Here is a 22,916-nt window from a genome sequence, read left to right on the forward strand (position 1 = left end):
TTCGGGCCGAGCAGGCAGCGGCACAGGGAAACGCGGCGAATGCAGCGCATTTCCTGGAACAGTCTGATGCCTATCTGGACGCGAAATACGCCGAATTCGCCAAATACAACTACGATCTGATTATCGTTCAGCAGGACGAGCCGCTCTGGACCGACCACGTGCTTGGGCAGGCGCGCTTTGCAGCAGTGCTTGCGGCCTACCATCCCATCGCCAGGGATGATCGGTTCATCGTGTATGGCCGCAACATTGCCGTCGGCCGTGGTTCGAGCGCTCAGGGCAATTCCTGAACGCTCGACGGCCATCGTCAAGGAGTCTGATCAACCGTTGCAACGATCCTGCATACTTTTGAAATCTTTGACGCTGTTTTCATATTCGTTCCTGTCCGAAGTTCCGAGTTACCGACGACGGCACTCATTTGAGCGCGCGCCCATTAACTCGCGGCGAAACTCGCTTAGGGGCCATGGCCGTCGAAGAAGCGACCATCACGTAACGCGACAGGACAGCCTATTTGACCACGTTGATGCTTATAACCGCATCCTCAATGTCGGTGCCGTCTCCATAGGATGTGCGAGCGGTATAGGAGTCGGGCCCTATATAGTTGGTGTTTGAAGTATAATAGCCGCGAATTCCCATAACTTTCACTGTATTGCATTTCTTAAAGTCGCCGCTGTCGTAGGAAGGATAGAGCTCTTCCTGGACAATCTCTACATGCCCGTGTTTCGGCGGCTGCGTCACTCGGACATTTGGGATGCGTGACAAAGTGCAGTCCGGTTTGATCAGCCACGTGCGGCCAGTCAGGGTTCTCTCTCCACTCACGGCAACTTTCTTTCCGGACGTTTGCTTCACGCCATCAACGTAGGTAACGCAACCGGAAAGCGACGCAATTGCGATAAAAGTAGTACAGAACTTAAGCGCATTTCTCATTAAAAGCCCCGTTGGCGTAAGGTTCAGATCGCAGCGCTCGGTCGACAGGATGACAGAAGACTGAGCGCTATTTGGTAACGTCGATGTCTATCGTTTTGTGGATCACGCGTACGCCTTCCCCAGTGGAATGACTGGTTAAGACACGCTCCGAACCGACGAACCCAGGGGCCGATGTGTAGTATGCCACCGTGCCGGTGACTGGGACGTCGTTGCATTTCGGGAAAAAACGCAAACTGCGATATGTCTTCACGTCAGGCACCACTGTCTCATGGACAATGACGACTGACCCATGCTTCGGCGCTTCCACAATGTGAACGGTTGGGATTACCCGGAGGCTACAATCCTTCTTCTCCGAAAATGCTGTATCGATCTTTGTGCGCTTGCCGGCGATTACGGAAACATGAGATTCGGCAGCGTGCACTCCGGTAGAATTTGTCACGCAGCTCGACAGCGCCATGGTTGCAGCTAAAGCCGCACCACAAGCCAAAAAACGATACATCTCTGATTTCCCCTCAACTATGAACTGAATATTTGGCGCGCGTGCACGAGTCAATGAGGCGAGGCATTTGGTCACAATAATTTAGAGTTCTGCCAAGCTCAGGGTATCCTCGACCGCGTCAGCGGGCATCGCATCGCCCGAGTGCTTCCTCACGTAGCGAAGAAGCCCGTCTTTGCTGTAACGGCCGCTATTTGCAGACGGTCTTGTAGATGTGGGTTCTGCCCACCTTCATCGCTGACCTGGTCGGCTTTGTTGGAGCGGCGCAATCGACCCTGGCCTTAGTATCAAGGCTGCTACTTCCCGTCGAACGAGGATCGATCATAGCGGGCTCTTTGCCTACCGGCTTGCCGACGGGGTTTGTGTCGGATGCGGTGCCTTTGCTGGTGCCGGTAGGATCGCCGCTTGGGCTGCTTGTGTCTTGCGCCAGGGCGGGGATAGCGAGGCCGATCAAAAGACTGCTTACTCCGAACAGTTTCAAAATCATTGTCTTCTCCTCCGTTGCAGTTGATTATTCAACCGTCAGGGGCTGACACTTGTTCCGGATCTGAGGCGCCGGCGCTGGAGAGAAGGCATGCAAGACGTGTTATGAATTTACGCATTTCCGCCCGGCGATTGCCAGGCGATGGGATACAAAGCTACTGAGGGGGCCGCTTACAAGGCGGAAAATCAACATCGAGCTGCGGCGCCTTGGCGACGCGACAGGTACTCTTCCGACGAAAGCGCTGATTTACAAAATTGTTCTTAGACCAGTTTCGGCGGAAATGGTCGTGCGCTCTTGAAGGAGATCTCAGCATCCTGCCACACTCACACAATGCGGGCCGTTTCTCTCCAAGAAGCATGGCGTCGTAGCACGATGTAGCGATAGCCGACACGGATCGGCATTTGTCATTGCACGGATTGCCGGCAAGAAGTTGGATCGGCGTTCACCTACGTCGCCGTCTGGCCGACAAGTGCGTTCGAGAGCAAGGGAGTTACGACGGAATTTGCTGGCCGTCGGTTCTGTCGGGAATGCGGATCGCGCATGTTTCGGCCGACGAGAACGAGGCGGAGATCAAACTTGGCGTACTGACAGATGCGCCGACGCCGCTTGCTCGCACATACGCGCTCTGGATTAAGCGGCGAGAGGCTTGGCTACATTCGATCGAAGGCGCAGAGCGGTTCGAAGAAGATCGAATTTAGAAAATTTGAAGTACTTTCCCAAGCTCCGATCAGGGACAAGCGGCAGGCCGATGGCTTCCTGATATGAGGGGCGCGTGCCTCGTTCCAATGAATTCACCGACGGTCTGCGTCAGGGAAAATGCTTTTCGGTGTCGTGGTGGGGGGTGTTGCCAGCAAATCCCGCCTGCCCGCTTTGGTTCCGCTTGCGAAAAGGGGCGGCCAGAACCTCGCCGGACCGCGATGCGGCTGACAGGGCTTTACGGGGTCAATGACCAATTTGGCTGCGGAACTTTGCTGCGAAACCGCAGTTTTCCCTGCTCCACAACAGCTGAGGAGATGTTCCATGCCCCAGGGTGACAAGTCCGCCTATACCGACAACCAAAATCGCAAGGCCGAGCATATCGAGGAGGGCGTCGCAGATCGTCGCGTCTCCGAAAAAGAAGCTGAGCGCCGAGCCGGCGCCACTGTCAATAAGGAAAGCGGTGGCGGCAAGAAGGCCGCGCCGGCCGGGGCCATGCCGAAAACCATGCCTCAATTGAAAACGGCGGGCTCAAGGGAGGTGCGGCGGCGGCTGCATCAAGGACCAACGAAGAGCGTTCCACTCCCGCCAAAAAAGCCGCTGCGACCCGAAAACGCAACGAACTCCACGCTCATTATTGAGTTTGACACAGCGTCACAATGACGCCTTTCCCTTGAGGAGGCTCCCATGCCGAAAAAGAAGCAGAAGCAAAAATGGTCGCAAGACGTGACCGACAATAGCGACGCGATGGACCTCGAAGGCGGGGTGTTTAAACAGCGCGGTGCCAAGAAGATCGCCGACTCGCTCAAACATTCCGCCGAAGAAAGCCCCCGGCGAAAGGCGAGCCCGTTCCAATCTGCGATGTCGATGCTGACCTTCTATATCAATCGCGCCGGCAAGCAGTTGTCCAAATCACGCCTGGCAACGCTGGACCGGGCCAAGGACGAACTGCGCAAGGACTTTGGCAAGCAGCCGAAGCGCTGATAAGCCGCTTATTTGATGCGGAAGGACAGTGATCATGCTAACGCCGCCGTATGACGATCCCTGCGACGATGACCTTGGATGCTAGAAGGCCTTGGAGGCGTCGTCTGGCCATAATCGACGAAGCGGTCGCTGCGGCCCCGTGGTCTCGTGCTGCACCTCGGCGATCTCACCGAAAACCTTCGGACCGATGAAGAACAGCTCGGGCCCCAGCCGCAACTTCCGGCGGTCGGCTCCTTCGATCCTTAAGCGTTTCGCCCTGCGGGCATCGCTCAGTGATCCAGATGTTGGCGGATACCCCGGAGGTCGCTGGCAAAGCGTCGCCGATCTCTCACGATCACCGTGATTGCGGATGCGAAACCGGTAGGAAGGATGGATCGTGACGAGGATCTGCATGCAGGCTGCTTGCAGAACCTGGCCCGCTCCTTCGTCAGTCGGACGACCGCCCAGTGTAAAGGGCCGTCGCCCAAGCGCCACGATCAGATCAGGCCATCGAATATCAAGTTCGCTTCCCAGCCACCACGCAATCGTTGTACCTCGCCTGCGTTTGGCTTCGCGTGGAGGCGCCGCTTGCCGCGCTGTTCGAACTTGAAGTGCTTGACCGCATTCGTCACGTAACAGAGCGAACGGTCAACGCCGGCCTCCTCAAGGCATACGTCGTGCAGCCTGCCCGCGGGGCCACGAAAGGTTTGCCGGCGATGTCCTCGTAGTCTCCTGACCGTTCGCCAACCAGGACAACCCTTTTGGGTCATGGTTAAAGAGATCGCAGCATCTACAGGCGTCTGCTTGTCGCTGCAGCACGCTCAAGCTCCGTGCTCCCGCATGCGGTTCTTCGAAGGCGGTACGCGCACCGTGCGACTTACGGAAGCCATAGACACGACTACCCCTCTTCCTCCGGATATTGGGACTGCTGCAGAAGCTTGGCCAGATGGGCCGTATTACGGGCCAGCATGGATATCATCGTCTGAACGGCTTCCGGGGTCCTTTTCAGATCAACAAAGTTCGTCGATCCCATTGCCTCACCGACCCAGTAGGCCACGGCATTGGCCGGGATCGTAAAGCCGACATCATTGAGGGCCTGGAAGACCTCCGCCGAAACGTGGTGAGCGCCGTCCTCGTTGCCGACCACCGCAACCGCGGCGACCTTGCCGTATGAGACCATACGGCCCTGATCGTCGGTCTCTTCGAGAAATGCGTCCATCCGCTCCAGCGCCCGTTTGCAAACACTTCCGGGCTGCCCGAGCCAGATGGGGGTGCCAACGAGCAAGATATCGGCTTCCAGGACCTTTCTGCGAATATCCGGCCAGGCGTCGCCTTCGCCTTCGTCAGAGGTCACGCCCGGCTTGATGTTGTGATCGGCAAGTCGAATGACCTCGGTTTCGACGCCATGCTTCTTGAACTCTCCGGCGATAAGTTCGAGCAATTTACCGGTGGAGGATGCCTCGGAAGAATCCGAAAACTTCAGAGTGCCATTCAAGGCAAGTGCTTTCAATGACATGGTTGCTCCTGTCGTGAGGGTTCGCCAGACACTCCATCCGCCTAATTCCCGGTGGACATCGTGCGTCCTGTTCGCATAGGGCGAAACCGATCATCGGCGCAGTTGTTCCCTGCCTGCCACCTGCCTAGGAACAATCGCTTCGCGGTGCTGTTTCCGCTTAGGCAAACCAACAATCCCGACCATCAAAGGAGTTTCATCATGCAAGCTGTGCCCATCCTCGGCGGGCCTGAGGTCATGGCAATTGAGGAGATCAATCGTCCGACCCCGGCAGCCAACGAAGTCCTGATCAAAGTCTTCGCCGCAAGTGTCAACCGGGTCGATGCGAAGATGCGAGAGGGCAAGTACCCGGTGGTCACCGAAAAGGATCTTCCCTACGTGCTTGGTCGCGACGTCAGCGGCGAAATCGCGGCGGCTGGCGACGAAGTTTCCAGCTTCCTGATCGGCGACGAGGTCTTTGCCTTTCTCTCGCCGGAACACGGCGGATACGAGGAATTCGTTCTGGCAAAATCGGACGAAGGTCGTGGTCAAGCCGAATCGCTCGACGCAGTCGGTGCAGCCGCCGTGCCTCTCGCCGGCATCACGGCATGGCAGGGCCTTTTCGATCAGCGCAGTCTGCGTTCCGGACAGCCCGTCCTCATTCACGGGGGCCCTGGCGGTGTGGGGCAGTTCGCCATCCAGGTCGCCAAGGCAAAGGCGCATGGGTCGCGATCACAGTATCTTCCGGGGACAAGGACTTCGCATCCGATCTCGGCGCCGACCAGGTAATCGACTACAACCTTGAAGGTTCGAGGACCTCGTCGAACCAGTCGACCTGGTGTTCGACTTGATCGGCGGAGCAGGAGATTCGGATGCTAATCGACAAGGGCACGGTCAAAGTCTTCGTCGATAGCACCTTTGAGCTCCGTGACGTCGCAGAGGCGAAACCCGATCTCGAAGGTGTCTGGATCAACGCAGATGAAATCGCCAAGGCGATACCCTCGGGCCACGATGGCAGATCGACCGACATGCAGGCTGGCAGAGCCGCAGATGATGGAAAACCGGCAAAGCTTTATTTTCGGGACGACACTGAGTAGCCTGCAATCAATACGGTCGATGCAGGAAGCAAAGGCGGCCGGGTTCACAGTAGGATTGTATTACGTCGCCCTGGATTCCGTTAAGACGAATGTCGAGCGCGTTCGGCAGCGTGTGCTCAAGGGCGGTCATGACATTCCTGAAGTAAACATCCGCAGGCGGCATAAAGGATCGCTGATGAAGCTGACCGACTCTCGCGACATTCGAGCACTTCAGCGCCCACTGCCTTGCACTGGTCGGCCAGACGCCGGGTCCGAGGGAGGGATGGCGCCTGGCCTTCCACGTTGCTCACTCGTTGGAGGCGAGCGTCGGAAAAACAAATCTCGACTTCGATTGTTCCAAACGTCGGAACCCGCTCAAATGTTATTCATTACAGGACCGGGGGCGTCGAGCGTTTCCGCGAGCGTGACCACCCCCGTTGGTCCCAGCGTATCCGTGCGCTGGTCGACGTCCTCACCATTATAAAAAAGCCCCGCCTGTTGCGACGGGACAAGCGGGCAAGGAAGGAGCATCAAGAAGCTATTGGTACGAGGCAACGCTACCTGATCCCGAGCGCCCAAGAGTGGGCTATGCGGTTAGTTTCGCGCACCTCATCAAACCCAACTCCCCACGGAACGAATCACCCGCAGTTCCGTTCCCTCGCAGTTTTTGCCTTTAGTGGAGGGCGTCATGCCCTTGGTGTCCGATAAAATCTGGACGGACGGCGTCTATATGGAACTTGGCCGGCTCGGTTAGTTCCGGGTCGTGTGGTCCACTACAGAAGCCAGTGACATATTTCTGAACCGATGGCCACGGGAAGGAGGGGACGCCCATCGCTATGCGGTCGCGATCTGTTCCGAGTTCTGCAGGGCAACCTGCCGCCGGTGGAGGCCCGGCATGTGTTCATTCTTGCTGTTGAAGAATCCGGTAAGTTCATCACCGACAAGGTTCCGCGCAACCTTGCCCTGGTTACGCCCACCGATCCAGACCGCAAGAGCACGGATATGAAGTTCTGGCCTAAAAAAGCGAGCGAGGCGATGAAGACAACGACGATAGCTCTTGCGTCGGAAATCTAATGGCTGGAATGGCCGTTGTCTGGTGCGGCATCGTCGTTAGCCGACTGGCCGAGTTTGCTTTGCTAATGGAGTGATCGATGGAAAGGGACCGGAGCACTTTCCGACCTGTCCGCATCCTCGTCGCCCGCGAGTACAAGACCGTGCACACAGTCATCGGAGCCGGTAAGCTCCTGATGGATGGCCCCGCGAAGATGGTCCAGCGCGTCACAAGGCTCAAATGACCGTTCTGGATGACTTCAATGAAGAGAAATCGCCGGAAGAGGTTCGCCAGACGCTCTTAATCGCGGCTTCCGAGGCTAACCTGGATCATTCGAACTAGGGTATCGTCGGGCTTTACTAGAATCATGGAATTTATCCCGGCCAGCAAACTTTCGTGTGCATATGCGCCCGTCTCTAGCCTTTACAGACCCGACACCCTGACCGGCAGCGGGTCTTTTTTGCTGTGGTCGCCGCCGCGTTGCCTGAAGCCACGAGGCTCAAGGCGTCACGTGTCTTTGATCGGTTTCTCCGCCTCCTGAAGCAGATCGGCTGTCGACGTCAGAATGTGTTCTCCCCATTGGTCGGCGAGAACGGCAGCCGCCCCCTTGCGGCGGCCGACATAGCGGTCCTTCAAGAGCTGCTGATATCTGTCAAGCACTTCAGGCATTCCGAGTTGGCCGTCAATCCATTGGTCAATCAAATCTCCCACCGCTGGATCACTGTCGAGGGTCACTCCTGCCAACCGCATTTTGGCGAGAATGGTTTCAGCGGCGGCGCGTCGTTGGACGATTGATGAAGGCATGGGTAGCAAAGGGTCTTTCTGAGAGCTGAGGAAAGGTTTGGTTTTGCAATCAGCGTGTTATCACCGGCTGACATACGCTTGCGCCGACATGCTATGGGATCGCATGCTCAACGACGGCATTGCCGCTGTCAGTGGAGTCTTGGCGGGGAGGATGTTTTTCGACGACCGCAATAGCCACGATCATTGCCGCTAAGGCGGAGACAAAGACTATACCATACGTCATGTTGGTATCCCATTTTTTACGATCGGATCCGCATTTGGGACGAGGGAGGTTAACCGTTTGCCTTAGCGACGTGGTTAAATCGGAAATCGGGATGTTTACTTCCTGTTAAGCTCTAGGAGCCCAGCGACGCACGTCGTAGCACGTCTCGATCGTTCAACATGTTGACCAGTTGCCGAGATATCTCTCCTTCCAGGCCGCGCATGGCTCTTCCAGCGAACATGACTGACATGCCGGTGAAGACGTCAAACACCGTCCACGAGCCGTCGATTTCCCGCTTCACATCAAAGCGATGGTATTTGACTTTTTGCATTGCTTTGTCCTCGCTGCGAGCAGCTAAAGTTAGAGCAGGGCAAGGAGAATTCCAGAGGCGGGATCAGTCTAAAAATAGCGGCCTGCGCATTTACAAAATGGCCAGGCGCCCAAGGCGCAGCCGTCTGCCTAAACGCCTGATCATGTGGTTGCACCGGGCGTGAATCAAGGTTGTAAGCGGGATGTTTTACCGATCCGTCAAGTCGTTGAGCCAGGCCGAGCGTAAGATTCGGCGTCAGACGTTCAGGGCCCCGGCAAGCATCATTAACGTTTCGCCGTATTCCCAGTTGGTGCATAAAGGTTGGCACCAGCAGATATTCAGGCCTTGTCACTCGAGGCGGTGAAATCTCAAAGTGGAAGGCTACCGGCCGGCGGCCTTTGGAAGCGCCGCAACGAAAGGCCTGACAGAAGACCGCGCTCGATCACACGAACAAAGGTCAGAAACTTCTTTTCAAAACGGGCGGCAACCCCAGAAGTGCCCAGCGATAGCTGGCTGGCGCAGCACACCGCGATATGACCGGTCATTCTAACAGGTAAGTCGTGTATTTTCCGATCCCACGAATATCCATGATTTCACGGCGGGCGTTTACACGCCCTTCGCCAAGTGCATCGAATGTCGTTTGCGATATCTGAATTCGACCCGGTATTCCGCAGGACTCCATACGACTGGCAACGTTTACCGTGTGTCCCCAAACATCATAGGCAAAGCGCTTCCGGCCGATCAGGCCGGCGATGACCGGCCCGCTATGGATGCCAACTCGCAAGAGGAACGGTGGTCCGCAACCGAGGGTTCCCGATGGTTCAGCGAGCAGTGCTTTTGCGAACGCTACCGCCGCAAGTGCGTGGTCCGCGCGGGGATCCGGCAATCCCGCTGCCGCCATATAGGCGTCGCCGATCGTCTTGATCTTTTCGATGCCATATTGATCGGCAAGTGCATCGAAACGGGTAAACAGATCTCCCAGTCTCCGGACCAGTGCTGCAGCCGGCGTTCGAGCTGCGAATTCAGTGAAGTTAACGATATCTGCAAAAATGATCGTTACCATATCGATGCGATCGGCGATCACTTCCTCCCCCTCCGCAAGCCGCTTTATCACCTGCTTCGGAAGAACTGCGTGAAGCAGCGCGTTTGCCCGCTCCTTCTCGAACTCTATCTGCGCCAGATATTGATTTTCGCGCGCGCGCCAACGACGACGTTCGAGACATGCGGCAATACGCGCTCGCAGGAGAACGGGATTGATTGGCTTGCGGAGGTAGTCCTCGGCTCCTGCCTTTATGCAGCGGGCTACGGCGTCATCATCCGTCAGCCCGGAAACCATTACGACTGGGATCTCGCGAAAGCGTCGGTCTGACTTAAGCCGGCCGAGAAGCTCGATGCCGTTCATGCCCGGCATCAGCACATCGACCAATACGAGGTCGAATTCCTGTCGATCAAGGATACGAAGCGCCTCCTCGCCAGAGCTTGCCGCAACAACGGCATGTCCATCGCGGTGGAGACGTCTGGAAAGCAATTCGCGATTTGCCGCAGTGTCGTCGACGATGAGAATACGCCCTGCATATTCAGTGACAGGCGAAGGACGGACGGCCATTGTCCTTGCGAGATCAGCCGCGATCGTTCCATCGAATTTGGGCTGAGATTCCTCCTCCGTCTCGACAGATCTATCGAGCGTCTCGTCGATTTGTGCGAGCAAGTTGCGGCCTTCATGAATGACCTTCGCGATATCCTCAAGCAGACGCGCCGGCAAGGTATCGGCGAAGTCCTCGATCAACATTTCGGAATAGCCGAGAATGGCATTCATGGGCGTTCTGAGATCATGCCGCAAAAGCCTGTCGAGCGACGGGGCATTCCGGCTATCCGGCGTCTCGACGTCGAGAAGCCGCTTGATCAATGCATTCAGCTCTCGGGCGGCGCTCAATATCTTTTCAAGGTCTGGCAAGGCATCGCTGGGTCCAGCTTCGCGCACCTCCTCCGTAATCAGTTCCTGATAGCCCAGAATGGCTTGCGCCGGATCGACGATATTCTGGGCGATCCTGGCAATGTACATGCGATGGCCGATGTCCCGAGATTGAGCCACGATCCTCAACCTCCGGTCAAACGGGCGATCTTGTCGAGCAATCCCGGTAGTTCGATCGGTTTGGTGTCGTAGTCGTCACAACCGGCCTCGATTGCCTTTTCCCGATCCCCGGCCATGGCATGGGCAGTGAGCGCTATCACCGGTATGGCGGCAGTGATGGGATTGCCTTTGATCCGCTTCGTCGCTTCCCAGCCATCAATGACAGGAAGGCTCATATCCATCAGGACCAAATCCGGCTTCGTGGCTACGGCCGCCTCGACCCCGGCCAGCCCGTCAGTGGCGCTTACAACTTCATATCCGCGTTTCTCCAACCGGCGGGAGAGCATATCGCGGTTCATCTCATTGTCCTCGACAAGAAGAATCTTGACCATCCTAGTTCCCTCTCCTCACGCCTCTTCAGCCACCGGAAAATGGCGCTTCAACGCGGCGATCAGATCGGTGCGACCTTTGGTGCCTTTTCTAACCACCTCTTTCGCACGAATGCCCAACCAATCCAGCTCTTCTCGCGTCAGATCTTTTGATGTAACGACAACGACGGGGATATCTGCAAAGTCCGGCCTGTCGCTAATCGCCTGAAGCAGTGCGAAGCCATCCATGTTCGGCATCATCAAGTCGAGGACTATGATCGTCGGCCGCCCGGCTTCAAGCTGCTCAAGACCGCGACGACCATCTGAGGCTTCCCGAACCCGCCAACCCTCGCGGATGAGCACCCTGCGAAAAAGCTCGCGGGTTGCCGAATCGTCGTCGATGATTAGCACGTCGCGACGACCTTCGCCGGCAACCGCATTCAGCGTATCGATGAGCTGCTGAGGATCGATCGGCTTTATCAGATGGTCAGCAGCACCGAAGGCCATGGCCATCTCGCGATCCGCCACGACAGTCGCGAGGATGACGGGAATATTGCAGAGGGCCTTGTCCGACTTGACTTCACGCAAGACGGACCAACCGTCCCGACCCGGCATGATCACGTCAAGGATAATCGCGTCGGGATGCAATTTGCGAACCTTCGCCAATCCTTCTTCCCCACCCTCTGCCTCGACCACGGCAAAACCGGCGCCGCGAACGGCGTCGGCGACGAATTTACGGGCTCGCGCCTCGTCGTCGATAACGAGGACGGTGGGACGCACGCTGGCGCCCTCCAGAGCATCACTTTGAGGCATTGTATCCTGGGCAGCGTCTGTTCTGCTGATTACAGGGATCGTAAAGCGGAAGGTGGAGCCCGTTCCGAATTCGCTTTCGACGGCAATGGAACCACCCATCATCTTGACGAAATGCTGGGTGATCGTCAGACCGAGGCCGGTACCGCCGTAATTTCGCGTCGTTGACGAATCAACCTGAACGAATGCTTGAAACAACTTTCGCTGCTGCTCCTTCGTCATGCCGATTCCATTATCACTCACGGCAAATTCAAGCCATTCGCCAACATCGTCCGCGTAACGCCGCACCGAAAGCCTGATCTCACCGTTCTCCGTGAATTTGGCGGCATTGGAGAGAAGATTGAACAGATTCTGCCGCAGCTTGGTCTTATCGGTTTCGATGTCGTCCCGTTCGATCGAGGTGGTCACCGTCAGACGATTGCCCTTCTTGGCAATCAGCGGTGCAACGGTATTTTGAACGTCCACAAGAAGTTGCTTCAGGCTGAGGCGCTCAACGTAGAGCTCCATCTTCCCCGCCTCGATCTTAGAAAGGTCGAGAATGTCGTTGATGAGCGCCAGGAGATGGCGCCCCGATCCCATTATCTTGTTGAGATCAGCAATGAATTCGGTCTGTCCAAGATCGCTGGCGTCCTCGATCAGTATCTCGCTATAGCCGATGATCGCGTTCAAGGGGGTGCGTAGCTCGTGGCTCATGGAAGCAAGGAAGCGGCTCTTTTCTTCGCTGGCGACCTCAGCGCCGCGCCTTGCCTCCTCCAGCGCCGCCTGTCGATTCTTCAAGTCCGATATGTCTGTATATACCGCGACAGTGCCGCCCTCCGGCGTCTTCCGTTTGGCGATGCGCAACCATGTTCCATTGGCGAATTGCCGCTCGATCATGCCACGCGGCTCCCGGTGACGCCGCACGGCCTCATCGACCCAGTTCTCAATGCCGCCGCTTCCGGTATCCGTCGTGCCACGTTCGGCCTGTGCCCGAACGATATCTTCGAAGGCTCGTCCAGGCGTCATGATATCCGCAATCTCTGGAAACAGTTCGAGATAACGCTGGTTGACCATAACGAGGCGGTCGTCACCGTCAAAGAATGCGAACCCATCGGGAATCGTTTCCATGGCCGTCATCACCGTGTTGCGCTGACGCTCGGCGGCAGCTTCCAGCTCGCGACGCTGTGCCTGACTGTCACGAAGCAATCGCAGCGTTTTGGATAGCTTTCCGAATTCGTCGCTGCCTTCTGGCGGCAACTCGACATTCTCTTCCCCACTGGTCAATTGAGTCATGGCCTTGTCGACCCGGCCGAGCGGCACCAGGATCGAGCGTAGCACCAGCCACGTCATCACAATGCAGGCCGCCGTCGTCACGCCGGCTGCGATCAGAGCACGCATATAGGCGTTTTGCGCCGTTGCATCGGCCGCGTCCCGTGCCAGGTCAGCCTCGTTCTCGAGCCGCTGTTCAAGCGACTTGAGTACGGTATCGATTTGGTCACTATAACTCCTGGCTGCCGCCAGTCGAGTGTTGCCGATGACCCTGTTGTCATTGGTATAGGCGTCAACGGCCTCCATCGCCTTTCCGTAGTAGGCGTTCGATCCCTGCAGGATCGTAATAGCTTCGTCGGGCGCGAAGACCTTGATCCGGGCCAAATCTTGTTCCAGCGCTTTACGGGCTTCTTCCGCACGCCGTTCGGAGAGGGTTAAGAGGCTGACCGACAGATCCGTCAGCCAATAGCGCACCTCGCCAAAATGACGATGCGCCTTGGCGGCTTCATCGAACATGTGAAAGCGCTCATTCGCCTCCTGAACACGCCGCTGGTTTTCGCGCAAATCATGCACCATGAAGGCAACGCTCACCAGCAACGCGCCTAGAAGGGCAGCAGAAAGGCAGACAAGGCGCAACGGAATCTTTCGATCCGCAAGGCGGCTAAACCGCGTCGGAATGGTAAAAAAGGCGCTCATTTGAATAGCGTAATGCTGATCGCACCGCCCAAATCGCCCTCAGCCTTACCCTCCTTTGGATAGCCCGTCACGTCGACCTCTCCTTTCGGTCCACCGTGACAAGTCAGACAGGATGCCGAGTAATATTCAGGAATAAGCATACGAAAAGACTGCCGGCCATTCACTTCCACGTCCTCAGTGAAGGATGTGCCTTTCGGCCAATCCGGAGACTGAAAATTGTGCTCTATGACATGCTGCTCCCATTCATCCGGGCGCGCTTTGCGATTCCGGATGAGGTCCTCCGGCGCTGTCACCTTTATCTTTGCCTTATCGCCAACCTTTTCCTCGAAGCGTTCATTGACCAGTCGAGCGAAAGTCGCAGGAATGAACCCCTTGAAGCCGACACCCTTCATATCGATCATGCCTTGATGCTCATCGACGACTTCCTTGATCGCGGCGACCTGGGCAGCGAACAATTGCCGATCTAAAGGGCTGAGGTTCTGATCGCCTTTGCGCTGAGCGAATATCTGCAGCGCCTCGTTGACGACGCGTTGACCTGTGAGGTCTTTATTTCCAAGGGATTCGTCGTTGATAAGCTTTTGATGACTTGAGATCACGGTCCGGCTAGCACGCAACAATGCAGCAAGCCGTTCACCTGTGGTCATGTCATCTTCGTCGGCGACAACAAAGCCTGCCAGAGCGCAGAACACGGCCCATGCAAAAAAGACAGCAAATATCAGCCCACGCCGCATGATAAACCTTATATTGTCGCACTCGCGGCGGAATAGTATCAGCTCAAGCTAATATTCAAAAGTCATTAATATGGGCGTTAGCATGCGGATCGATTGGTGGCCGCAATCACATTAAGGTGGCTTGCGACGGAGGGCTCGGAGATGCTTTTCGAAGACGGCGGAGCCCCCAATCTGCGTGGATGTTGATCGCTGTGAAGGCTTACCCATATCCGGGAGACCGCCATTAGGAATTCTGATCGACGCCAAGGTCGCAACTTCGCTCAGATCGTCAAATTTCCTTGCTTAGCAGCGGCATAGCGCTCGGCGACTTTTGGCCAGTTTACCAGGTTCCACCATGCCTTCAGATAATCGGGGCGACGGTTCTGGTATCGGAGATAGTAGGAATGTTCCCACACGTCGTTGCCGAACAGGACGCGCTTGCCGTCCATCAACGGCGTGTCCTGATTGGAGCTCGCTTCGATCGCTAACCTTCCTTTGGCGTTGACCGTTACGAAAACCCAGCCGGATCCAAAGACACCGCCGCCGGCAGCGTTGAAGTCGCGCTGCAACTTCTCCATCCCGCCCAAATCGCGCTCGATCGCCTGCAATACCTCACCGTCGGCCTTGCCGCCATTGCCGTTCATGACGAGCCAATACATCGAATGATTGACGTGGCCGCCCAGATTGTTACGCACGGTAGTGCGGATGTGCTCCGGCACCTGGTTGAGATGGGCAAGCACGTACTCCATCGGATGCTCTGCGATCTGCGGCGCCGTCTTCGCCACCTCGTTTAGATTATTGACATAAGAAGCGTGATGCTTGCCGTGATGGAGTTCCATGGTCTGCACGTCGATATGTGGCTCGAGCGCATTGGTCGCGTAGGGGAGCGGCGGCAGCACAAAGGGGGTGCCGGCGTCGACAGCGTTCGCATTGTCATGGGACTGCTGGGCGACGGTCGTGCGCGAAGCCGCAGCAAAAGCGGTTGCGCCGGCGGCCGCGACTAAGAGACTTCGGCGGGAAATCGTGGTCATGTCATGCTCCGTTTTCTTGCATGAAACCTCAAGCCCCGCGAGGACAAGGGTTCGGCGGAAGAAGCTGGCCTTTGTTGGTTCAACAGTGCCTCTCGCAAGGCAGCTTCCGGTAGACTTCGTTCAACTTGTTGGTGCGATGCCGTTCGTCTGACGATTATCAGCCCGCTCGATATTGCACCGTTGGGCGCCTTTTGACGCGATGCGAACACGGTTGCGCCGTTTTTAAGGTCGATACAGAAACTGGTTGCGTTGGCAGACCTTGCAATCGACGTAGTATCGTCTGTGGTTGCCGCCCGTGGCGCAAGAAGTTTCTAACCCAAATATTCGAGTGATCGAGTGCGGTCTTCTGTCAGGCCTTTAAATGCGGCATGTCAAAAGCCGCTGGCCGGTATGGTGATCTGCGGATCAGGTCCAAATCTTTCAAACGAGCTCAGATGCTCAAGATACTACACTGGTTTTCCTGATCCAGATCTGTTCGATCATTTTGCCCATTCGGGTCGTCGCCTTCTTACTCCCTCTTTATCCGACGCCAAGCAGCAGTGGCATATCGATCATGCTACGGCTGCCCGTGTCGGAACTCGATAATCCTCATTTTTTGTAAGCACGACCCAAATCATACGCGCCATTTTGTTGGCCAATGCTATCATACCTCTCATCTCCCGGGCCCAATAATGCGCGCTGCCACAGGCTTCCATCACGATCACCGCTGGAGGCTGCTCGGCCATAAATCTGGCAAAACTCCCCCGTGACAATTTCTTCCGGAACTTCAGCTCCCCCGTCATCGACGCCCCATGAAGCTGAAAAACCGTCTTTGCCAAATCCACCCCGATCATTGTATCTTTCGTGACGGTTGCCGTCCTTTCCGCTCAGTGGCTGTAAACACCACTATCCTGGCACATTGCGATGCCGTCTGGGGAGGGCGGCAACCACTCCATCTTTCACCGCGATCTTCTCCGTACCTTGGTAAGTTAAAGAAACAGTGCCCCCATTAACGGACTTCACTGCTTCAGATAGGGAGGCGTTCGGCATGGAGCATTTCGGCTGCAGGTGCCATGCATAGCTGCCTTCGCCGTTCCCTTCATCGCTGTCGGGAAGATCAGGAACACTCGCCCGGTCACTACGCTTCTTTTGACCGGCGTCCGTTGCGGGAAACTGCCGGAATGCGGCGATGGCCCGCAGCCTTGCTTGAGGTACATGAGAGGCGATATCCGTTATATTTCGGCGAGCAGTTTTAGCGATGCCGAACAGTATTCACGCTTGTCCTCGATACCGCAATCCGCCCTCGCCCTGCGAATGGGTGTTTATGCCCTTGCGAAGCTGCTCTGTGTCAGAAACACCGATATATTCAAGTTGGGCGGCGGCGAGCTGCGCCATCTTTGCAAGATCGGCATCGCCCCCTTTGACGCGAGGTCCGCCGACCTTGTGACCGATCGCGCTGCATCGAGGAAGTCGTCAAGCAGATAGCAGGCGAAGGTGGCCCTCAGGAATCGGAGAACCCGAACGGTGCTTCGGTGCGACGGTATTCGTCCGGCACGATTTGACGGCCAATCGGCAGTTCCGATCGAGACGTGCACTCGGTCCGGTGACAAAGCCGACATGTGATTCCGATCGGAGTCGACCCATCCGCTCGATCTGGATCCTCGCAATAGATCAGACGTTCAGCGTGATGCGCTTCGCACACGAGCGCCACCGCGCGTTCGACGCTCGGAGTACCAAACCCACCGCCGCCAGAATTGACGGTACGGGCGATCGAGAAGAAGCGGTGGCCGTCGGGCAGTTCCAGCCACTGCGTGACCACCTTGCGCGGCGTTCTGAACACCTGATGGACCTTCCAGAGGGGACAGCCGCCGCCATGCCGGGCAAAAGGGAAGGTGCCGGTGTTCAGCCTCTTGGAGACGTTTCCGGCGGGATCCACTCGAATAAAGAAAAATGGTACGCGCTCCTGTCCTGGCTTTTGCAGCGTGGTCAGGCGATGTGCCGTTTGCTCGAAACTCGTTCCAAACTGCCGGGAGAGTGCTTCGATGTCATAGCGACGGGTCTCTACCGCCTTCGCAAAAGCGGCGTAAGGCATGACAATCGCCGCTGCGCAATAGGCGCCCAGCGCCCGATGTGCCAGGCGACGCGCGCTCTCGCTTTCGAAATTGCCCTCCTGCGTGGCATTTCGGATGTCCTGATCGAATTCGAGATAGGCGAGTTGTTGGGCCAATTGAAAATTCTGACTTGCCGTATCCAGGCTGTCATCGAGCAACAGGTCCTTTCGGTGCCAATCCAGCCGCCGTCGCGAGCCGGTCATCACGTCCGAGGGCAGTCGCCTCACCCGCAACTGATGACGCTGCTTGAAGTATGAAACGAAACCGCCGACCTCGGTCACTTTGGCCGCCAGCTTTTCCGCAGCAGCATCGAGCACCGGGAAGCAGTTGCGGCGTGCGGACAGAAAGCTGCGCACCGCGGCAACCGGATCGGATGATATCTCGACATCGTTCTGCGAACCCTCCTGCCTGCGGTCGGCAAGCGCAAACTGTTCTTCCCTGTAAGCCGTGTGGAGACGCAGCATCGCCTCGGCGACGCCCGGGAAGCTATGCACGACGTCGGCAATCTCCAGCGGCAGGATGTCGATATCGGCGAAGATCGGATCGCGCATGACCGCCTGAAGTCGAGCGATCAGATCCGGGCCGGTCTCGTCGACAAAGTCGGAGAAATCAACTTTGTAGGCCCTGGCCAATTTCAGCAGCGTTTCGGCAGTCACCGGCCGCTGGTTGCGCTCCATCAGAGCAATATATGATGGCGAGATCTCGAGGTCCGCTGCCATATTGGCTTGCGTCAGACCGCGATCATGCCGCAGCCGCCGCAAGCGCGGCCCAAGATAGACACCCTGCTTTTCCATAAAGATATTACAACATTACAACAGATTTTTGTAAAGCTTGACAACATGACATCAGCAAGCCTTCACGCCTCGCACCTCGTCGATTATCCCCTTTGCGTCGCCGCACGAGATTTTTGGAGGAACCATGTCGTACCAAGCCCTGGTTGAAGATGCCGACAGACTTGTCGGGGCCAACGAAAAGTGGACGGGTATTGCCGCCGAAGCGGTCGCCCGCATGCGCCTACAAAACCTGTTCCGTACCGGCCTTGATATTGCTCGCTATACCGCCGCGATCATGCGCAAAGACATGGCCGCCTACGACCTGGATTCGAGCCTATACACGCAGTCGCTGGGTTGCTGGCACGGCTTCATTGGCCAGCAGAAAGTCATTGCGCTGAAAAAGCATTTCGGTTCGACGGAGCGCCGATACCTCTATCTGTCCGGCTGGATGGTTGCAGCTCTGCGGTCCGAATTCGGGCCGCTTCCTGACCAATCGATGCACGAAAAGACGAGCGTTCCAAGACTTATCGAAGAGCTCTACACATTCCTGCGCCAGTCCGATGCCCGTGAACTCGGGATGATCTTCAGGGAAATCGACCGTGCGCGAGCAGCGGGTGACGTTGCCCGTGCGTGTCAGCTGCAGCATTCGGTCGACACATACCAAACCCATGTCATTCCGGTCATCGCCGACATCGACGCCGGCTTTGGAAATGCCGAGGCCACCTATCTGCTCGCAAAGAAGATGATCGAGGCCGGCGCCTGCGCCCTTCAGATCGAAAACCAGGTATCCGATGAGAAGCAGTGCGGCCACCAGGACGGCAAGGTCACTGTTCCGCACGAGGATTTTGTCGCCAAGATCCGCGCCTGCCGATATGCCTTCCTCGAATTGGGTGTCGATGAGGGCATCATCGTCGCACGCACCGATTCGCTTGGCGCGGGTCTGACCAAGCAGATCGCGTTCAGCACCAGCGAGGGCGATATCGGCGATCAGTATAATTCGTTCCTGGATTGCGAGGAGGTCGGCGAAGGACAGCGTCGCAACGGCGAGGTGCTGATCACGAGAGGCTCGAAGGTCCTGCGACCGAAGCGCCTCCGATCGAACCTTTATCAGTTCCGCGAGGGCACAGGCGCCGACCGTTGTGTACTCGATTGCGTCAACGCTCTGCAGAACGGTGCCGACCTCCTATGGATCGAAACCGAAAAGCCGCACATCGATCAGATTGCCGCGATGGTCGACCGGGTTCGTGAGGTTATCCCAAACGCCAAGCTCGTCTACAACAACTCGCCTTCGTTCAATTGGACGCTGAGTTTCCGCCAGCAGGTCTTCGACGGCTGGAAAGCGGAAGGCAAGGATGTGTCCGGGTTCGACCCATCTAGGTTGATGAGCGAGGACTACGACGGCACCCAGCTTGCGGATGAGGCTGACGAAAAGATCCGCACATTCCAGCGCGACGCTGCACTTCGGGCAGGCATATTCCACCACCTCATCACGCTGCCGACGTATCACACTGCGGCGCTTTCAACCGACAACCTGGCAAGGGAATATTTCGGCGATCAAGGCATGCTCGGATATGTGGCAAACGTTCAGCGCAAGGAGATACGCCAAGGCATCGCCTGCGTAAAACACCAGAACATGGCAGGCTCGGACATCGGCGATGATCACAAGGAATATTTCGCCGACGAGGCCGCTCTCAAGGCAAGCGGCGAACACAACACGATGAACCAGTTCGCCGCATAAGGCGGGATGGGAGCGAGGAGCACACGAGCTGGGCACTGCTGCCCACTCGTATTCAACAGGAGGAAGACATGTCGGAGACTAGCGAAAGAGTTTCGAACGAGCCTCAGCGCTCGCGTGCCGTTTTTTCTCAAGAGGATTTTGGCCTCATGCGTGCGGCAATCGAACACTATCTGAGGGAGGTGAAGGATCGCCCTGAATCGGTCAAGTATTCGAACCTCTATCATCGCCTTGGCCGCATAACTTGAATTCGCCGACGACGATCCTGAACGGGGCCAGCTGACACCGATTGACTGAACTCGGACGTCCCGAATTCAAGCGGATGAGAGGAGAAGTGCCCCGGCAGAGCCAATCTCAACTGCAGTTCGATCCTTGCAACACGGCTCCTTCCGGCAAACAATCAGCTCAGCGCCTGGCTGACCAGCGCATAGGTCAGCGGATGGCCCGGTTTTGCCGCCTGGTCGTCCGCAAACCATGTGCCGCCGAGCGACATGCTGGTGACGGTATCGAAGACAGGTAGTCCCGAGCGCGTCAGAAATTCCGGGAATGTGCCCGTCCTCTGTCGGGTATCGAGGCGCAGGAAGTCTCCCTCGTGGGCGGCGACATGAGGATGGATGACGACGATCGCATCTGCATCGTCAGAGGCAACCACCGGACCGATCACGGTGCCTCGTCCGAAACTGCGGCAGAGGCAAAATGCGGCAATCCGGTTGTCGCGTATCAGTGCCACGCCCTTGGAGACCTGCAACAAGCGCGCAAACAATGCTGCCCGGTCGGCGCCATAGGCGAGATAATCGAGAGCAACCAGCTCCGTCAGATCGCCCATCGTGATCTCACGCAGGACCGCGCCATGCGGAATTTCTGGCTCACCTGCCCGAACAGCCGTTCCCTGACGCTGATAAACCGTCTTCTCGGCCGTGAAACCCATGGAGAGATAGAGCCTGTGGGCAGCCCGGGTGGAATTTAATCGTAACGGGCGCGATCCAGTCTGCTTCAGGACATGGTCCATGAGCCAACGGCCATGACCGTGGGCCTGCAGCCGAGGAGAGGTTATGACCATTCCGACCGTCACGAAGTCATCCGCAAACGGAAACCACATGGCGGAGCCGAAGACGCGTCCGATCTCGTCCTGCGCGACGATACCATATCCGTTTTCGCGCAGCATCTGCCAGTCCTTCCGTCGATGAGGCCATCCGACCATCAGCGAAAGTGCATGCAGTTTTTCGAGATCGATCTCCGCGATGTCGGAAAGCTGCAGGTCGAACGACTGAAGCCGCATCGAGTCTTCCGTGGTCAAATTTTCCTCCCTCGCCGGTACTATAGAACATAGACAAGGCCAGCATGGCGCGACAACCGCTTTCCACTGCCCTCTCCCGCCTCTTGCAGGGGATTGTCACGCATTTCCTGCCGTAGATTTCTCTTCAGACGGGACTGCTTTCAGCACTTTACGCTGCAACGAGCAGGCATTAAGCAAACGCACGCGAGAAACCCCCTTATGATTGGCGAGAACAGCCAGAGAAAGGCTGCCGTCAGGAAATTGCCGAAAAGGACATCGCATGTCTCCTCCCGTTCGCCGCGTCGAATGCGATCACGACTGCCCCGGGCAGGCGGATGTCGTGATCCTCGGTGGCGGCATGGGGGGGATCGCCACGGCCTATAAACTGGCAAAGCGCGGCGTTTCGGTCGTCCTAGTCGAAAAGGCGCAATCGCGGGCGAACAATCCAATCGTAATTGGGGCTGGTGCAGGCAGCAGAACCGCGATGTCAGGGAACTTGCGCTCGCGCATTGCCATGAGGATGTGGGACGGCCTGAACGTGGAACCAGGCGGCGAGACCGGTTTCCGCCGCAGCGGGCTGGTCTACGCTACGATCACCCAGAGCGTCTCGACAGGTGGGAGCGCTGGGGATCGATGGCAAGACCGCTGGGCGTGGATACCCGAATGTTGACAGGTGCCGAAATTTCGGCCCTGCTGCCCGGCAACGACAGGATCTGGCGTGGCGGCGTTCACTCCCCGGATGACGGACGTGCCGAGCCGGAACTGGCGGTGCCGGCAATAGCGAAAGGCGCGCGACGGCTGCGGGCCACGATCCTTCAGAACTGCGCAGCGAGGGAGCTTGAAACGCAGGACAGCAGGATATGTGGAGTCGACACCGAAAAGGGGCTGATCCGCTGCTCCTCGGTCCTCGTCGCGGGCGGCGCATGGAGCGGCATGTTCCTGCGCCATCACAGATTGCGCTTTCTTCAAGCTTCGGTGAAATCGACCGCGTTTTATACTATTCCGGCCAAAGCGGTAGCCGAAGGTGGCGTGGCGATGGAAAGCGTGACCATCCGGCGCCGGCTTGACGGCGGCTATACGATCGGACTGACGGGACAGGGGCAACTGCAGATTTCGCCCTGGGGCATGCTGCAGGCACGGGATTTCTGGCGCACCTTCCAGACCCGCCGCAAGGGCCTCACATTCGGTATCGGCGGGCAGTTCTTCAAGGGACCGGAAGCGATCCGTCGCTGGAACGCCGAGGGTATCTCGCCGTTCGAGGAGGTCCGCACGCTCGACCCTGTTCCCGACCAGAATCTAGTCGAGCGTGGCATCTCGCGCCTCGTTGCCGCCTATCCGAACTCGCGGGCATTCGCCCCGCCCAGAGCTGGGTTGGCATGGTGGATTCGACGCCGGATGCCGTTCCGGTTATTTCCGGTGTTCGGTCACGTCCAGGCCTTTCATCTCGTCGGGTGTCAGCGGCCACGGCTTCGCCATCGGCCCGGCGGCCGCAAGACTGGCTGCCGACCTGATCTTGGGAGACAAACCTTTGCGTCGATCCGGCACCTTTCCGATACGAACGCATGATCGACGGTACGGATCTTGGCAAACCAGGAATGATGTGAGTGGAT

24 protein-coding genes and 5 pseudogenes are annotated in these 22,916 nt (G+C 57.3%); 14 read left to right on the forward strand and 15 right to left on the reverse strand.

What is annotated here, in order from left to right; translation table 11 throughout:
* Positions 1 to 287, forward strand: a 287-nt coding sequence (locus CPY51_RS32780) for a hypothetical protein (protein WP_195909471.1), incomplete at its 5' end; no start/stop codon positions are given.
* A 217-nt stretch (positions 288 to 504) separates the two neighbouring features.
* Here CPY51_RS32780 and CPY51_RS08115 read toward each other — a convergent pair.
* The 3 genes from CPY51_RS08115 to CPY51_RS08125 form a co-directional block, all read right to left on the reverse strand.
* Positions 505 to 924: a hypothetical protein gene (locus CPY51_RS08115; protein ID WP_111159770.1), complete on the reverse strand. Its 420-nt coding sequence runs from the start codon at positions 922 to 924 to the stop codon at positions 505 to 507.
* Positions 925 to 991: 67 nt separating this feature from the next.
* Positions 992 to 1,423: a hypothetical protein gene (locus CPY51_RS08120; RefSeq protein ID WP_111159771.1), complete on the reverse strand. Its 432-nt coding sequence runs from the start codon at positions 1,421 to 1,423 to the stop codon at positions 992 to 994.
* 187 nt (positions 1,424 to 1,610) lie between these two features.
* The gene (locus tag CPY51_RS08125) at positions 1,611 to 1,907 is read right to left on the reverse strand and encodes a hypothetical protein (RefSeq protein ID WP_111159772.1); all 297 of its coding nucleotides are present in this window, start codon (positions 1,905 to 1,907) and stop codon (positions 1,611 to 1,613) included.
* Positions 1,908 to 2,288: 381 nt separating this feature from the next.
* Between CPY51_RS08125 and CPY51_RS08130 the strand changes: the two are divergent.
* The 3 genes and pseudogenes from CPY51_RS08130 to CPY51_RS08140 form a co-directional block, all read left to right on the forward strand.
* Positions 2,289 to 2,602: pseudogene (locus tag CPY51_RS08130) on the forward strand (GFA family protein); the annotation flags it as partial.
* 322 nt (positions 2,603 to 2,924) lie between these two features.
* A pseudogene (locus CPY51_RS08135) lies at positions 2,925 to 3,241 on the forward strand (plasmid stabilization protein).
* Between the two features lie 46 nt (positions 3,242 to 3,287).
* Complete coding sequence (locus CPY51_RS08140; protein ID WP_111159773.1) at positions 3,288 to 3,584, forward strand: DUF3175 domain-containing protein; 297 nt, start codon at positions 3,288 to 3,290, stop codon at positions 3,582 to 3,584.
* A gap of 269 nt (positions 3,585 to 3,853) precedes the next feature.
* Here CPY51_RS08140 and CPY51_RS33250 read toward each other — a convergent pair.
* Positions 3,854 to 4,388, reverse strand: a pseudogene (locus tag CPY51_RS33250) (uracil-DNA glycosylase family protein).
* Between the two features lie 73 nt (positions 4,389 to 4,461).
* Entirely contained in the window at positions 4,462 to 5,079 is a 618-nt protein-coding gene (locus tag CPY51_RS08150; RefSeq protein ID WP_111159774.1) for a flavodoxin family protein, read from the reverse strand.
* A 198-nt stretch (positions 5,080 to 5,277) separates the two neighbouring features.
* Between CPY51_RS08150 and CPY51_RS33255 the strand changes: the two genes are divergently transcribed.
* The 7 genes and pseudogenes from CPY51_RS33255 (at position 5,278) to CPY51_RS34040 (ending at position 7,524) form a co-directional block, all read left to right on the forward strand.
* Entirely contained in the window at positions 5,278 to 5,844 is a 567-nt protein-coding gene (locus CPY51_RS33255) for a quinone oxidoreductase family protein (protein ID WP_244598528.1), read from the forward strand.
* A gap of 83 nt (positions 5,845 to 5,927) precedes the next feature.
* On the forward strand, positions 5,928 to 6,152 hold the full coding sequence (locus CPY51_RS33260; RefSeq protein ID WP_244598529.1) for an MDR/zinc-dependent alcohol dehydrogenase-like family protein: 225 nt from the start codon (positions 5,928 to 5,930) through the stop codon (positions 6,150 to 6,152).
* Positions 6,109 to 6,615, forward strand: coding sequence for a zeta toxin family protein (locus CPY51_RS08160; protein ID WP_244598542.1), 507 nt, complete (start codon positions 6,109 to 6,111; stop codon positions 6,613 to 6,615). Before CPY51_RS33260 ends, CPY51_RS08160 begins: the two co-directional genes overlap by 44 nt.
* Before the next feature lie 279 nt (positions 6,616 to 6,894).
* Positions 6,895 to 6,978 (forward strand): annotated as a pseudogene (locus tag CPY51_RS34035) (hypothetical protein); the annotation flags it as partial.
* A gap of 50 nt (positions 6,979 to 7,028) precedes the next feature.
* Positions 7,029 to 7,205, forward strand: a complete 177-nt coding sequence (locus tag CPY51_RS33265; protein WP_244598530.1) for a hypothetical protein — start codon at positions 7,029 to 7,031, stop codon at positions 7,203 to 7,205.
* 77 nt (positions 7,206 to 7,282) lie between these two features.
* Positions 7,283 to 7,426: a hypothetical protein gene (locus CPY51_RS32485; RefSeq protein WP_154677722.1), complete on the forward strand. Its 144-nt coding sequence runs from the start codon at positions 7,283 to 7,285 to the stop codon at positions 7,424 to 7,426.
* Entirely contained in the window at positions 7,423 to 7,524 is a 102-nt protein-coding gene (locus CPY51_RS34040; RefSeq protein ID WP_111159777.1) for a hypothetical protein, read from the forward strand. Before CPY51_RS32485 ends, CPY51_RS34040 begins: the two co-directional genes overlap by 4 nt.
* Before the next feature lie 165 nt (positions 7,525 to 7,689).
* On the opposite strand, the gene CPY51_RS32490 is transcribed toward CPY51_RS34040, so the two are convergent.
* From CPY51_RS32490 to CPY51_RS08215, 9 genes and pseudogenes are all read right to left on the reverse strand, one after another.
* A complete protein-coding gene (locus CPY51_RS32490) occupies positions 7,690 to 7,842 on the reverse strand; it encodes a hypothetical protein (RefSeq protein ID WP_154677723.1) in 153 nt (50 codons plus the stop codon).
* Positions 7,843 to 8,321: 479 nt separating this feature from the next.
* The gene (locus tag CPY51_RS08175) at positions 8,322 to 8,519 is read right to left on the reverse strand and encodes a hypothetical protein (protein WP_111159778.1); all 198 of its coding nucleotides are present in this window, start codon (positions 8,517 to 8,519) and stop codon (positions 8,322 to 8,324) included.
* Between the two features lie 520 nt (positions 8,520 to 9,039).
* The gene (locus CPY51_RS08180) at positions 9,040 to 10,590 is read right to left on the reverse strand and encodes an adenylate/guanylate cyclase domain-containing protein (protein ID WP_244598531.1); all 1,551 of its coding nucleotides are present in this window, start codon (positions 10,588 to 10,590) and stop codon (positions 9,040 to 9,042) included.
* 5 nt (positions 10,591 to 10,595) lie between these two features.
* Positions 10,596 to 10,961 carry a response regulator gene (locus tag CPY51_RS08185; RefSeq protein WP_111159780.1) on the reverse strand — a complete coding sequence of 122 codons (366 nt, stop codon included), beginning with the start codon at positions 10,959 to 10,961 and terminating at the stop codon, positions 10,596 to 10,598.
* A gap of 15 nt (positions 10,962 to 10,976) precedes the next feature.
* Positions 10,977 to 13,691 carry a response regulator gene (locus tag CPY51_RS08190; RefSeq protein ID WP_111159781.1) on the reverse strand — a complete coding sequence of 905 codons (2,715 nt, stop codon included), beginning with the start codon at positions 13,689 to 13,691 and terminating at the stop codon, positions 10,977 to 10,979.
* Positions 13,688 to 14,422 carry a Tll0287-like domain-containing protein gene (locus CPY51_RS08195; RefSeq protein ID WP_111159782.1) on the reverse strand — a complete coding sequence of 245 codons (735 nt, stop codon included), beginning with the start codon at positions 14,420 to 14,422 and terminating at the stop codon, positions 13,688 to 13,690. The genes CPY51_RS08190 and CPY51_RS08195 overlap by 4 nt, the downstream gene beginning before the upstream one ends.
* 260 nt (positions 14,423 to 14,682) lie before the next feature.
* A complete protein-coding gene (locus CPY51_RS08200; protein WP_111159783.1) occupies positions 14,683 to 15,432 on the reverse strand; it encodes a superoxide dismutase in 750 nt (249 codons plus the stop codon).
* 653 nt (positions 15,433 to 16,085) lie between these two features.
* Positions 16,086 to 16,265 (reverse strand): annotated as a pseudogene (locus CPY51_RS34200) (IS110 family RNA-guided transposase); the annotation flags it as partial.
* A gap of 647 nt (positions 16,266 to 16,912) precedes the next feature.
* Entirely contained in the window at positions 16,913 to 18,316 is a 1,404-nt protein-coding gene (locus CPY51_RS08215; RefSeq protein WP_111159785.1) for a helix-turn-helix domain-containing protein, read from the reverse strand.
* A 124-nt stretch (positions 18,317 to 18,440) separates the two neighbouring features.
* Between CPY51_RS08215 and CPY51_RS08220 the strand changes: the two genes are divergently transcribed.
* The gene (locus tag CPY51_RS08220; protein ID WP_111159786.1) at positions 18,441 to 20,033 is read left to right on the forward strand and encodes an isocitrate lyase; all 1,593 of its coding nucleotides are present in this window, start codon (positions 18,441 to 18,443) and stop codon (positions 20,031 to 20,033) included.
* Positions 20,034 to 20,101: 68 nt separating this feature from the next.
* Complete coding sequence (locus tag CPY51_RS32785; RefSeq protein ID WP_195909473.1) at positions 20,102 to 20,278, forward strand: hypothetical protein; 177 nt, start codon at positions 20,102 to 20,104, stop codon at positions 20,276 to 20,278.
* Between the two features lie 152 nt (positions 20,279 to 20,430).
* Here the strand turns inward: CPY51_RS32785 and CPY51_RS08225 are convergent, their stop codons facing one another.
* A complete protein-coding gene (locus CPY51_RS08225) occupies positions 20,431 to 21,327 on the reverse strand; it encodes a GNAT family N-acetyltransferase (RefSeq protein ID WP_244598534.1) in 897 nt (298 codons plus the stop codon).
* Between the two features lie 408 nt (positions 21,328 to 21,735).
* Between CPY51_RS08225 and CPY51_RS08230 the strand changes: the two genes are divergently transcribed.
* A complete protein-coding gene (locus CPY51_RS08230) occupies positions 21,736 to 22,872 on the forward strand; it encodes an NAD(P)/FAD-dependent oxidoreductase (protein ID WP_275540464.1) in 1,137 nt (378 codons plus the stop codon).
* Positions 22,873 to 22,916 lie beyond the last annotated feature (44 nt).

The organism is Arminella tubonensis (assembly GCF_003240585.1).
Classification (GTDB): Bacteria; Pseudomonadota; Alphaproteobacteria; order Rhizobiales; family Rhizobiaceae; genus Rhizobium; species Rhizobium tubonense.